At 32.0% G+C, this 12,543-nt stretch carries 12 protein-coding genes; 10 read left to right on the top strand and 2 right to left on the bottom strand.

All coding sequences use genetic code 11. The features are described from left to right. The first annotated feature begins 39 nt into the window (after positions 1-39). Both ACN0WI_RS04315 and can read left to right on the top strand, forming a co-directional pair. Positions 40-1,611, top strand: coding sequence for a SulP family inorganic anion transporter (locus ACN0WI_RS04315; RefSeq protein ID WP_417885396.1), 1,572 nt, complete (start codon positions 40-42; stop codon positions 1,609-1,611). Between the two features lie 18 nt (positions 1,612-1,629). Next, entirely contained in the window at positions 1,630-2,259 is a 630-nt protein-coding gene (can, locus tag ACN0WI_RS04310; protein WP_417885395.1) for a carbonate dehydratase, read from the top strand. 61 nt (positions 2,260-2,320) lie between these two features. Here the strand turns inward: can and ACN0WI_RS04305 are convergent, their stop codons facing one another. Beyond that, positions 2,321-2,863 (bottom strand): CvpA family protein, encoded by a 543-nt coding sequence (locus tag ACN0WI_RS04305; RefSeq protein WP_417885394.1) that lies wholly within the window; start codon positions 2,861-2,863, stop codon positions 2,321-2,323. Between the two features lie 153 nt (positions 2,864-3,016). Between ACN0WI_RS04305 and ACN0WI_RS04300 the strand changes: the two genes are divergently transcribed. From ACN0WI_RS04300 to ACN0WI_RS04265, 8 genes are all read left to right on the top strand, one after another. Beyond that, a complete protein-coding gene (locus tag ACN0WI_RS04300) occupies positions 3,017-3,373 on the top strand; it encodes a hypothetical protein (protein ID WP_417885393.1) in 357 nt (118 codons plus the stop codon). Further along, positions 3,374-4,066 carry a hypothetical protein gene (locus ACN0WI_RS04295; protein ID WP_417885392.1) on the top strand — a complete coding sequence of 231 codons (693 nt, stop codon included), beginning with the start codon at positions 3,374-3,376 and terminating at the stop codon, positions 4,064-4,066. A 122-nt stretch (positions 4,067-4,188) separates the two neighbouring features. Beyond that, the gene (locus ACN0WI_RS04290) at positions 4,189-6,507 is read left to right on the top strand and encodes a TonB-dependent receptor (protein ID WP_417885391.1); all 2,319 of its coding nucleotides are present in this window, start codon (positions 4,189-4,191) and stop codon (positions 6,505-6,507) included. A 23-nt stretch (positions 6,508-6,530) separates the two neighbouring features. Further along, positions 6,531-7,781: a DUF4374 domain-containing protein gene (locus ACN0WI_RS04285; protein ID WP_417885390.1), complete on the top strand. Its 1,251-nt coding sequence runs from the start codon at positions 6,531-6,533 to the stop codon at positions 7,779-7,781. 51 nt (positions 7,782-7,832) lie between these two features. After that, positions 7,833-9,008 carry a PepSY-associated TM helix domain-containing protein gene (locus tag ACN0WI_RS04280; RefSeq protein ID WP_417885389.1) on the top strand — a complete coding sequence of 392 codons (1,176 nt, stop codon included), beginning with the start codon at positions 7,833-7,835 and terminating at the stop codon, positions 9,006-9,008. Positions 9,009-9,069: 61 nt separating this feature from the next. After that, positions 9,070-10,089, top strand: a complete 1,020-nt coding sequence (pheS, locus tag ACN0WI_RS04275) for a phenylalanine--tRNA ligase subunit alpha (RefSeq protein ID WP_417885388.1) — start codon at positions 9,070-9,072, stop codon at positions 10,087-10,089. 79 nt (positions 10,090-10,168) lie between these two features. Further along, a complete protein-coding gene (locus ACN0WI_RS04270) occupies positions 10,169-10,351 on the top strand; it encodes a hypothetical protein (protein WP_417885387.1) in 183 nt (60 codons plus the stop codon). A gap of 12 nt (positions 10,352-10,363) precedes the next feature. Further along, the gene (locus tag ACN0WI_RS04265) at positions 10,364-10,759 is read left to right on the top strand and encodes a hypothetical protein (protein WP_417885386.1); all 396 of its coding nucleotides are present in this window, start codon (positions 10,364-10,366) and stop codon (positions 10,757-10,759) included. Positions 10,760-10,815: 56 nt separating this feature from the next. Here the strand turns inward: ACN0WI_RS04265 and ACN0WI_RS04260 are convergent, their stop codons facing one another. Then, positions 10,816-12,465 carry a hypothetical protein gene (locus tag ACN0WI_RS04260; protein ID WP_417885385.1) on the bottom strand — a complete coding sequence of 550 codons (1,650 nt, stop codon included), beginning with the start codon at positions 12,463-12,465 and terminating at the stop codon, positions 10,816-10,818. Between the last annotated feature and the right edge of the window lie 78 nt (positions 12,466-12,543).

The following is a 12,543-nucleotide window of genomic DNA, read 5'->3' as shown; positions in this document are numbered from 1 at the left end:
TAATTCAAAACTTTTCAATTTTAAAAGGAGAATCAGCGTATGTTTAAATATTTAAATAAAGATTTACCCGCAAGTCTTGTGGTATTTTTTGTGGCCTTACCATTGTGTTTGGGTATTGCTTTGGCTAGTGGCGCACCATTATTTTCGGGTTTAATAGCAGGTATTGTTGGGGGTGTCGTAATTGGAGCACTAAGTGGATCCTCATTAGGAGTTAGTGGTCCAGCAGCCGGATTAGCCGTTATTGTATTAGGAGCAATAGCAACTTTAGGTAGTTTCGAGAATTTTTTAGTTGCTGTAGTTATAGGTGGAGTTATCCAGATTTTACTGGGAATACTAAAGGCGGGAGTAATTGGGTATTATTTTCCGTCTTCAGTAATAAAAGGGATGCTTGCAGGAATAGGAATAATTATTTTTTTAAAGCAAATTCCACATGCATTTGGTTACGATGGTGATTTTGAAGGAAATCTATATTTCTGGCAAAGTGATGGAGAAAACACATTTTCTGAGTTAGTTAATATGTTAGATTATATCTCGTTAGGAGCTATTTTAGTTACCTTAATGGCTTTGTCTATATTGTTATTATGGGAAAAAATATTAATTAAAAAATCAGCTATATTTAAAATAATTCCTGGTCCTTTAGTAGCTGTGGTAGTTGGAATTTTGTACACATTAATGGTACCTGAAAATAGTAATTGGGCAATAGAGCAAGCACATTTAGTATCTGTTCCGGTTCCCCATAGCCCATCAGATTTTTTCGGGCAGTTTCGTTTTCCAAACTTTTCAGTAATTACAACTCCGCAGGTTTGGATTACAGGTATTACTATTGCTATTGTTGCGAGTTTAGAGACATTACTTTCTGTAGAAGCTACCGATAAATTAGATCCAGAAAAGCGGATAACGCCTACTAATAGAGAGTTATTTGCTCAAGGAGTAGGGAATATTGTTTCAGGATTAATAGGCGGATTACCTATTACACAAGTTATTGTACGTAGTTCAGCCAATGTTCAGTCAGGAGGAAAAACAAAACTATCTGCTATTGTACATGGACTTCTTTTATTAATTTCTATACTTACTATTCCGCGTTTATTAAACTTAATTCCGTTATCTGTTTTAGCCGCTATTTTATTATTAGTAGGTTTTAAATTAGCAAAACCCATATTATTTATAAAAATGTACCGTTTAGGTAAATTTCAATTCTTGCCATTTATAGTTACTATTATAGGAATTGTATTTACTGATCTCTTGATAGGAATCGGATTGGGGCTAGCGGTAGGTATTATTACCATATTACTGAATAGTTATAAAAATTCGCATTTCCTTCATAAAAAAATAGATGAAGAAGGAAAGTTTCATATGGTTTTGGCAGAAGAGGTTACCTTCTTAAATAAAGGAGCTATAAACCGAGAATTACATAGTCTCGCTAAAAAATCATATTTAGAAATAGACATTAGAAATACAAAATATTTGGATTATGATATTCTTGAAATTTTAGATGAATTCTCCATTCATGCTAAAGAACGAAACATAACCATTCAAGTAATCTCTAAGCAAGGTGTAATAATTAATCCAGAAAATTATTCAAATATTTTTATTAATCCCATCAATGCGTAACTTTATAAAAAAATTAAAATGGAATTTTACTACAAAATTTTAGAGAACAACAAGGAGTGGGTAACAAAAAAGCTTGAAGAAGATCCTAATTTTTTTAAGCGTTTGGAAAACGGACAAAAACCACCGTTACTATGGATTGGATGTGCCGATAGTCGTGTGCCTGCAAACCAAATTATAGGAGCAGATCCTGGTGAGGTGTTTGTTCATCGTAATATTGCTAACATGGTAGTTCATACCGATATGAATATGCTTAGCGTTTTGGATTATGCTGTAAATGCACTTAAAATTCAGCATGTATTAGTATGTGGGCATTACGGTTGTGGTGGAATTAAGGCAGCGATGGAAAATAAATCGGTAGGGTTAATCGATAATTGGATTCGCCATATTAAAGATGTCTATAAAATGCATCAAGCCGAACTTGAAGCTATTGATGATGAAAAAAAACGTTGGGATCGCTTAGTTGAACTTAATGTAATTGAACAAGTGTATGATTTGGCAGAAACATCGATTGTTCAAAATGCTTGGAAAAGTGGACAAAAATTAATTGTACATGGCTGGGTATATGGAGTTGGAGATGGAATAGTAAAAGATTTAGAAGTAGATTTAATGAGTAACCAAGATTTAGATGAGGTGTACCGACTTCACTAATCGAAATTAAAATCTTATAATTCATAATATCAAAAAGGAAGAACATTAGTTCTTCCTTTTTTTATAATTCCTCTTCATTAGTCTTCTCTTCGGAAAAGAACCAAATATTTTCTTCTTTTGCTTTTTCAATAATGCTCGGTAAAAATGCAGGAGCAATGACAGAAACAGGTTTATATAGTACAGATTGCGCTTTCGTTTCTTTGTCAATAATATTTATGGAGTTGTCTTCTAAAGAATTCATCATCAATAATAATAGGCTAATAATAAAAGCCGATTTTAATACTCCAAAAATGCTACCCAATAACTTATTCAATAAGCCTAAAGCAACCATATTGAAAAGTTTGGTAAGGAATTTACCAAGAAAATTTGTCAAGAATATTACGATTATGAATATAAGCCCAAATGAAATTAAGTGGCATATATTGCTTCCCCAGTCGGTTAAACTATCAATAAATATACTTAGACCGTCACTAAAATATAGTGCAATATAAATACCGGCAATTAACCCTACTAAAGCTGCTATTTCTATAATAAGACCTTTAAAAAAACCTACAACAAGCCCGTATAATAGTACAAGCCCTAGAATAATATCTAAAATATTCATGCAATTTGGATTAGTTAATAGATCCTTATTTGGAAAAGTTTTTATTAAAACTTATTTCTTCCTTAGAAAAATTAACGTTTATTTATTGAAAATGGGTTAAAATGAAATGCTTTTCAAATATAATAAATTGTTCTTGAAAGCTATATTTGCACCATGGCAAGAGATGAACAGTTAAAAAATAGATGGGATGGTCTTCAGCGTAAACTATCCAATCAGTTTGCAGATGGTGAGTTAATGGAGCTTGATGCTATTATATATTTAATTGGAGTACAGGAATTAGGGCAACTACATAGGCGATTTAAAAAAGATCAGAAAATCGATTTAATGCATATCGCTATTTGTAGATTGTTAGAGCCTTACGGTTATTACGAGTTTGATTATTTCGATGAAGAAGGTTGGCCACATTACAAAGTGTTAGAAACACTACCTAGCCTTAAAGCAGGAGAACAAAGTGTTTTAATGAAAGAAGCTATTGTAACTTATTTTTTAGAAAAGGAATATATTTCTTAAATGCAAGTCGGTACTATTTTAGCCAATTTTCCGAACGATTCGGGACCAATTTATCAAGAAATAGTAAAAGGTAGGTTTCCTGTAGAACCTTTTAATACCTACAGTAATTTATTATTTTTGGTTATTGTAATATACTTTTCTGTTTTGGTTTATAAGAACCATAAAAATCAAAAATTTTTAATTTACGTTTTACCTATCTTGTTTATTGGTTGGTTAGGTGGGACTATTTATCATGCTACTAGGAGTAATGAAATTTGGTTGCTTATGGATTGGGTTCCAATTTTGGTGCTTTGTTTGTCAGCTTCATTATATTTTGCTTCAAAAATTAGTAAGAATAAACTATATGTAGCACTTTGTATTATATTGGTTTTGATACTAGTTTTTGGCATTCGTTTTATTCCATTTCAATCGCATGGAGAAACGTATAGGTATATCGCAACGGCTTTAGGATTAATTTTTCCAATAATACTACATGCTTGGCAAACACATTTTCTGTTTTTTAAATATGTTTTATTTTCTGTATTTAGTTTTTCTGTAGCAATTAGCTTCCGAACTTTAGATAGGTATTTAGAATTTTCGATGGGGACACACTGGTTGTGGCATACTTTCGGCGCTATTTCTGTTTTCTTTATAATGAAGTATATTTTTTTTGATGCAAAACATCAAAATTCAACTTTCAATTCCAAAGAATAATTCCTTTTTAGTATAAATTCTCATTGTTACTCTAATTATTTAGAATAAGTCTTGTTAAATATTATATAAAATTTATATTTGCATTTATTTAGAATAAATCTTAATTAATATAGATTGAAATTATGCGCTTATTACTTTTATTGGTCGGATTTATATCATTTACTTCTTTTTCCCAAGAAGTCCAATTAAAAGGTCGGGTTGTCGATGATTCTGGTGCGCCAATTTTTGGTGCGACGGTAATATTAAAGAAAGGTTCTGTAGGAAAAATGACCAATAAAAATGGTGATTTTACAATTAAAGGAAAGTTCGAAGGGGAATACACTTTAGAAGTTTCGTATATCGGTTTTCAGACTTACCGAGAAGTTTTAGTATTGAAAAAGGGGAAAGAATATTATAAAAAGATAACCCTAAAAACCGGTTATAACCTTGATGAGGTGAGCATATCTGCTAAAAGTAAAATTCAGAAAATAGAAGCTTTAGCATATAATGTAGATGTTATAGATGCAAAGAAATTACACAAAACCACATTAGATGTAGGGCATGCTTTAGATCGGGTTTCAGGGATTAGAATTCGAGAAAGTGGAGGTGTGGGTTCTGATATGAGTTTATCTATGAATGGATTTAGGGGGAATCAAGTCAAGCTATTTATAGATGGAATACCTATGGAGCATTTTGGGAGTTCGTTTCAAATTAATAATATACCAATTGGTTTAGCTAATAGAATAGAGGTTTATAAAGGGGTTGTTCCTATTAATCTGGGTGCAGATGCTTTAGGTGGAGCAATTAATGTTGTAACCAATACTTACGAGAAAGATAATTTAGATCTTTCATATTCTTATGGATCTTTCAATACTCATCGCACAAATATTTCAGCTACTCATGTTACCAATTCTGATTTTGTTTTTCATATAAATGCTTTTCAGAATTATTCAGATAATAATTATAAGATTTTAGCAGAAGTCAATCAAAATGGAAATGGTTTTGAAGAAAAAAAAGTCAAAAGATTTAATGATGAATATCACAATGAAACATTTATTGGTAAAGTAGGGGTGGTAAATAAAACTTTTGCAGATGAATTACTTTTTGGAATTACACTTGGTCAAAACTATAAAGAGATACAAACTGGTGCTAGACAAATAGCAGTATATGGTGGTAGGCATAGTAAAGGCAATACTATTATGCCTTCCATAAGTTATAAAAAACAAAATTTTTTAATACCTGATTTAGATGTAAAAGCAAATGCTAATTATAATTTTGGTAAAGAAAAATATATAGATACACTCTCTAGGCGTTATAATTGGTTAGGTGAATATACGGTTACCAGTAGAGGGGGAGAATTAAATTATCAGCACCTTCAGCTTCAGGATAATAACGGAATAGCAACCTTATCTGCAGCGTATGAAATTAATAAGAATCATCGAATAGCTATTAATAACGTTTATACTACGTTTAACAGAAAGCAAGAAAATCTTTTAAATGAAAAAGATGAGGTTGATTTTGATCAACCTCAAAAAACCCATAAAAATATAGCAGGTTTTTCTTATACCTATGAAGGAGGAGATTGGAATATGCTTGGATTTGTAAAAAACTACAATCAAGTAATTAATTATTCTGAAAGGCGGGAGAAAAATAATAGTACGGATACTTATTACCAAAAAATGGATAGGTCTGAAAATTATTTTGGTTATGGTGCTGCTGTAACTTATTTCTTTAATGATAATGTGCAAATTAAAGCCTCTTATGAGAAAAGTTATCGATTAGCCTCAGCTATAGAATTATTTGGTGATGCCAATATTATTGCAGGAAATATAGATTTAAAACCTGAAAACAGTGATAACTATAATTTAGGGGGCTCGTATTGGTTAAACCTAACTAAAGCACATACACTTAATTTAGAAGCAAACGTTTTTTTTAGAGATGCGAATGATTTTATAAGAAAACGTTTAAACATTAATCAATCAGAAAACATATATGAAAACGTTGCTGCAATGAACAATTACGGGGTAGAAGCTCAATTACGCTATAATTATAAAAATAAACTTAGTCTAACAGCAAATATTACTCATCAAGAATTAAGAAATAATAATCCAGAGAGTATTTTTTATAGATCTAGAATACCCAATATGCCTTTTACTTATGGAAATGCGAATGCGACTTATACTATACATCATGTATTTGGTGAAAATCAGACCCTAAGTTTAGGTTATGATTTTCTATATGTTCATGACTTTTATTTATACTGGCCAGAAGCTGGGGCTAAAAGTGACGGTAAGTATGGAGTGCCACAACAAACGGCTCATGGTTTCAATGCAAGCTTAACACTAGATCATTTTCAATTTACCTTAGAATGCCGAAATATTTTTGATGAACTTCTTTACGATAATTTTAGTTTACAAAAACCAGGAAGAAGTTTTTCTGCAAAGATTAGATATACATTATAACCCTTAAATCATTCAATTTTATTATGAAAAAAATCAATTTATACGCTTTTACGATGGTAGTGCTTTCTATATTTAGCTTTAGCTGTTCCGAAGATGATGATGGACCTAGAGGTGAAAATTATGTTGAAAAAGGAGAATATATTATTACCGCTACACCACAAGAAAGTGAAGGAGTAGCAGATTATGTGCTAAATGTTGAATCACTAACCGGAGGTAAGACTACTTTGTTAGGTAACGGTATAGAGCAAGATGGTACTTACCGATATTACATTACTAATAATAATAAATTTTTCAGTTTATTATATGGTCAAGGTGATCCAGGAGCTGTAAATAATTATCAATTAGAAAGTGATATGTCACTAACTAAATCTCCAAGCTTACCTTCCGAAACAGTGCAAACTTTCACCAATGTAAATGATGATGTGTTAATGACAAGAGTTTCTAGAAATTCGGACAACCCTACAGCAGAATGGTATCGATTAAATACCAATACTTTTAGTTTTGATTCAAATGGACAAATTAATACAGCAGATTTAGCTCCAGAGGGAGAGCAAGCTTTTTTTACATGGATGACACAAGTAGGAAATAAAGTATATGCTCCTTTTATGTCTATGAAAGCTTGTTGTAATGATGCTTGGGGAACAGAATATCCAGATCAAGCATGGGTAGCGGTTTATTCCTATCCTTCTATGAATCTAGAAAAAGTTATAGAAGATGATCGTACAAGTTTTTTAGGACGTTATTTTAATAGCGGATTGGAAGTTACAGATAATGGAGAGGTGTATGCATTTTCTTCTTCTGTAGCCACCTTAAATAAAGAATTTACTTCTTCTAAGCCTTCTGCTATTACTAAAATTAATCCATCAATTATGGAATTTGATGAAGATTACTTTTTCAATTTAGAAGAAGCTTCTAATGGGTATTATATAGCTTCTCAACATTATGCTTCAAACGGTAAATTTGTAGTAATGATGAGATCAATAGAAGATAAAGGAGCTTATTCATCAGGAAATAAATTAGCTGTAGTAGATGTTTATGCTAAGACTTTTAGTTGGATAAGTGGTTTGCCAGATGCAAATCAAGTTTCTTCTATAACAAGTACAAATTATACTTCAGAAGATGGAAATATGGTTCATATAGGTATAAATACAGAGGCAGGAAATTACGTGTATAATATAGACGTTGCTAGTGCCAGTGCTAATAGAGGTCTAGAAGTTGAAGCCGGTAGTATTACTGCTATTAGTAAACTATCTCCTATAGATACAGAAGAATAAACTTTTTTAAATTAAATAAGCCTGGGCGTTAATCGTTCAGGCTTTTTTCTTATGGGTAAGAAATCTATTAAAAATAAAAAAAAGAAGAAAAAAAGATCCTATTTTTATAGGTTTTCTGCATGGCTACATTTATGGTTAGGTTTAATTTCTGGTATAGTTGTAGTTATTGTGAGTTTAACAGCTACAATTTTGGTTTTTGAAAGAGAATTGAAACTTCTTTTTGAACCCTATCAAACCGTAGAAGTACCAGAAAATAAAGAATTCTTACTGCCTTCAGTCTTAAGTGAAAGAGTTAAAGAAAAGTATGATTTCTCTTCTATTTGGGGTGTTTATTATAGGGGAAAAGATAAAAGTGTAGAAGTGCCTTATTATGCAGATAGGACGAATTACCAAGTGGTTTATGTAAACCCTTATAACGGTGAGATTTTACACAACAGGTATTTAAATTCCGATTTTTGGAGGTTTGTTTTAGAAGGCCACTATAATTTTTGGTTACCTAGAAATATAGGGAAACCATTGGTTGCATATTCTACTTTAATATTCGTAATAACTTTACTTACAGGATTAGTTTTATGGTGGCCAAAAAAATGGAATAAAGCCACTAAAAAAGCAAGCTTTGAAATAAAGTGGAAGGCGAAATTTAAAAGGCTAAATTACGATCTTCATAATGTTTTAGGCTTTTACACCTTGTTTGTAGCCTTAATTTTTGGTTTAACAGGAATGGTCTATGGGATGAATTGGTTTAGAGATGCTAGTTATTGGGCTGCATCAGGAGGGGAAGAGTTTACCAGAGAAAGCTTAGTTTCAGATACTACCGCTATTGCAAAGTATGCTAAAAAAGACGAAGATATTTTGTTTCGTAATGTAGTTAGTAAAGTAGATCCTAACCACAATAAAATTAACGTAAAATATCCTTACGGAAAAAATGGAGTTTGGAGCATTGGTATTAATCCAAGTTTTCAAAGCAGGTGGCAAACAACAACCATTCATTACGAACAAAATTCATTAAAAATTATTAAGGCTGAGCCGACCTTAAGTAAAGCGAATGGAGGCGATCAACTTATGCGGCTTAATTATGATTTACACGTGGGGGCTATAGGAGGAATTTGGACAAAAATTATTGCATTCTTGGTCTGCTTAGTTGCCACCAGCTTGCCAATAACCGGTTTTATTATCTGGTGGAAAAAAGGGAATAAATGGAAAGGACTAAAATTTCCTTTGCCTTAATCTTTATTTTCTTCAATAACCTCTATTTTTTCTTAACTTTGTGGCTCTAATTGACGAACAAATGATAGATAAGATTAAAAATTATATTGCTGAAGTTGAAAAGTTTAGTGCTTCTTCTCAAGAGGAAATCGAAAATTTCAGAATTAAATTTTTAGGAAAAAAAGGGATTTTAAACCATTTTTTTGCTGAATTTAAAAATGTTCCCAATGAATCTAAAAAAGAATTTGGGCAAACCATTAATCAGCTAAAAAATGCGGCTCAGGATAAAGTCAACCAGCTAAAAGAAGAATTAGAAAGTAAGCTGGAAGAAAAAGGCGTGTATGGTGATTTAACCCGTACGGGAGAATCTATCGAAATCGGGGCAAGACATCCCATATCTATTGTTAAAAATCAAATCATTGAGATCTTTTCTAATATCGGGTTTAATGTTTCTGAAGGTCCGGAAATGGAAGACGATTGGCATAATTTTACTGCCTTAAATCTTCCGGAATATCACCCTGCTAGAGATATGCAAGACACCTTTTTTATTCAAACCGATCCGGATATTCTGTTAAGAACACATACATCTTCAGTACAAGTACGTTATATGGAAGATAATAAACCTCCCATACGTACAATTTCTCCGGGACGAGTTTTTAGAAATGAAGCCATTTCAGCACGCTCTCACTGTATATTTCACCAAGTAGAAGGTTTGTATATTGATAAAGATGTATCGTTTGCCGATTTAAAACAAACCTTATTGTATTTCACCAAGCAACTTTTTGGTAAATCTAAAATAAGACTTCGTCCTTCTTATTTTCCATTTACAGAGCCTAGTGCCGAGATTGATATTTATTGGGGATTGGAAAACGAAACCGATTACCGAATCACCAAAGGAACCGGTTGGCTAGAAATTGGAGGTTGCGGAATGGTAGACCCGAATGTTTTAAAAAATTGTAATATCGATCCGAAAGAATACTCAGGTTTTGCCTTTGGAATGGGAATAGAACGTATTGCAATGCTTTTATACCAAATTGGCGATATTCGTATGTTTTATGAAAATGATATTCGCTTTTTAGAGCAATTTAAATCTTCTATTTAGAAGAAATTAAAAATATTTATGACTTTCTTGAGATAGAAGCCTATTTAAAAGTTCGAACTTTTCTCCAAAATCATAGGTTATGGGGAAAGCAACTTTTATTATAGTATCAGTATTAATTTTAAGTGCGCTTGTATATTTAGCAATAGCAGTTCTTAAAATAACTATAGGGCTTATTATTCTAGCGGTGGCAGCTGTATTATTAATTATAATATGGTATAAAATAAAGCACCGTTGGGAAGATCATATTGAAAAAGACGTTTAAAAATAGTCAATTTTGAAAAAGGATATTGAAATACCTGAGGTTGAAAAGGTTCATGTTGCAGCAGTAAGAGAGTTTAATAAAGCCTTTCGTACAGATGAATGGAATGCCTACGTAATTAACAATAGGAATACTTCTATAGAGATGGTGTTGATTGTTGCTAAAGGCCACGATGGTTCTAAAGAAACATCGACTATGCGCCACAAGGTTGAAAAACTACCACCACACTCGTTTGCAAAAATAGAGTTTATTCAAGATGAGGTTTTAACCTTAAATAACGAATATCAGGTTACTTTTTTTGCCGATAATAAAATGTACGAAAAGAAATATCTGTTTAAAAAGAATAGTGTCTCAGAAGAAAATTTAATCGAACTTCCGCTACTTCCGAATAAAGGAATATTAGCAAAATAATATAAAAAAGGTCGCTACTACAGCGACCTTTTTAATTGAGTTTGGGGCTATTAAACTTAATTAGAAATATCTATATAATTTCCTGTAATTTGGCTACCGCTATTTTGCTTAATTTTTCCATATACTTTTAAAGAAGAATCTTCTCCTACAAATTCTAAAGTAGCACCGCTTTGTAAATTTAAATTACCATAAACCGTAAGATTTCCTTCAACACGCAATACAGCATTGCTATTAATGCTTAAATCATCGTTTTTTCCGAATGTACCAACAGCCATAGCACCTCTAATATTAATTTCACCTTCGCTATTGATATTAGTGCTTTTTTGAATGTTAAGCGTACCACAAAATGTAAATTTACCACCTACATTTAAGTGTTTTAATGTAGCTATACCTTGATAAGCTTCCTCTTCATTAGGATTAATATTTACATTCGATTTTCCGTTATAAACTTCGTAAGATTCGCAGGATGTAAATTCGGTTTCTGCTCTATTAGCTGTACTCATTTTTATAATTCGTAAACCGCCTAAACCAGAAGCTACAAATATGTATTCACCATCAGATTGTACATAATTAGAAGAACCTTCTAAATCTACAATACCTTCTTCTATAAGTGTATTGTTCTCGTCTAATCTAGAAATTCCGAATCCGGCACCACCATTAGCCATTAATATAAAATCGTCTGCTATAGAAACGGCATTAGTTACAATATCTTTTTCATCATATTCTGCGTTAGGTGCAATTTGTATAGGTAAATGTAAAATTTCTGAGCCTGAATTAGTATTGTAAATACCTACACCATTTTCTCCTTCAGAAACTAAAATATTTTGATTTTTAAAGGCAATAGTTCGTTTGGATGCGCCAGTAAGGTTAGGCGTATTAATAGTATTTAATTCAGCTAAAGAAGAAGCATCGTAAATACCAAGTGCATTTCCTCCAGTTAAAACGGCTATTTTACCATTACTATAGGCAACTGATCTAAGGTCTGGAAGTTCAATTTCATTTTGCATTTCTAAACTAACTAAATCGTATAACCCTAAAACTCCAACATCTCCACTAACCCCAATTATGGTATTTTCGAAACCGGCTATATCTACGGCTACATATCCAGGAATTGATTTGAATTCAAAATCTTCGGAAAACTTTCCGTTATCTATGCTAACCATTCCCAAGTTTGCTCTAGAATCTAAAGTTAAAAGTTCGTCGTTGTTTACTGCTGAAGAAAAATAAAGTTTGCCGTTTTGGAAGAAAGCGGACGTGAAATCGGCAATTTCTGAAGTAACTCTACTTTCTACAACTGGATTTGTTCTATCAGAAATATTAATAATATCTATACCTCCTAAATAATCGTTACCTTCAACCATATAGGTAACGTAAGCATAATCTCCATCTATATCAACATGGCTTGCTCGTAATGTAGTTCCATTAATTACTGGAGAAGCTACCGTTGCAATTTGTTCTAAAGCAATATTGGCAACTTGTGGTTCCTCTTCTACTTGTTGTTTTCCTTTTTTTAAGGCTGTAATAGAAGAAATACTTAATACTCCGGCACCATCTAAACTCACTTCATTTTTAAGATTAGCAGCACTATTATTGATATTGAATCTTTCCTGAGTATATTCTTGCTCATCGAAATCATCTTGATTATCACTACAGCTTATAGCTAAGAATGATAATACTAAGCCTCCCAGAAATAATTTTTTGTTCATGGCTCTAAATTTTAAGTTAAGTTTTGTAAAAGTAAGGTATAATGCTACTCTAATTACCTGAAAATTCGATGAGTGTAA

The sequence above is a fragment of the Zunongwangia sp. genome (genome assembly GCF_048269745.1).
In the GTDB taxonomy this organism is placed as follows: Bacteria; Bacteroidota; Bacteroidia; order Flavobacteriales; family Flavobacteriaceae; genus Zunongwangia.
This window is presented reverse-complemented; position numbering and strand designations above follow the sequence as displayed.

Bases quoted from the DNA above. Each gene is read 5' to 3' on its own strand.
- ACN0WI_RS04295 (WP_417885392.1), top strand. From the start codon at position 3,374: ATGCAAGTCGGTACTATTTTAGCCAATTTTCCGAACGATTCGGGACCA.
- ACN0WI_RS04300 (WP_417885393.1), top strand. From the start codon at position 3,017: ATGGCAAGAGATGAACAGTTAAAAAATAGATGGGATGGTCTTCAGCGT.
- ACN0WI_RS04315 (WP_417885396.1), top strand. From the start codon at position 40: ATGTTTAAATATTTAAATAAAGATTTACCCGCAAGTCTTGTGGTATTT.
- ACN0WI_RS04290 (WP_417885391.1), top strand. From the start codon at position 4,189: ATGCGCTTATTACTTTTATTGGTCGGATTTATATCATTTACTTCTTTT.
- pheS (WP_417885388.1), top strand. From the start codon at position 9,070: ATGATAGATAAGATTAAAAATTATATTGCTGAAGTTGAAAAGTTTAGT.
- ACN0WI_RS04280 (WP_417885389.1), top strand. From the start codon at position 7,833: ATGGGTAAGAAATCTATTAAAAATAAAAAAAAGAAGAAAAAAAGATCC.
- ACN0WI_RS04260 (WP_417885385.1), bottom strand. From the start codon at position 12,465: ATGAACAAAAAATTATTTCTGGGAGGCTTAGTATTATCATTCTTAGCT.
- ACN0WI_RS04270 (WP_417885387.1), top strand. From the start codon at position 10,169: ATGGGGAAAGCAACTTTTATTATAGTATCAGTATTAATTTTAAGTGCG.
- can (WP_417885395.1), top strand. From the start codon at position 1,630: ATGGAATTTTACTACAAAATTTTAGAGAACAACAAGGAGTGGGTAACA.
- ACN0WI_RS04305 (WP_417885394.1), bottom strand. From the start codon at position 2,863: ATGAATATTTTAGATATTATTCTAGGGCTTGTACTATTATACGGGCTT.
- ACN0WI_RS04285 (WP_417885390.1), top strand. From the start codon at position 6,531: ATGAAAAAAATCAATTTATACGCTTTTACGATGGTAGTGCTTTCTATA.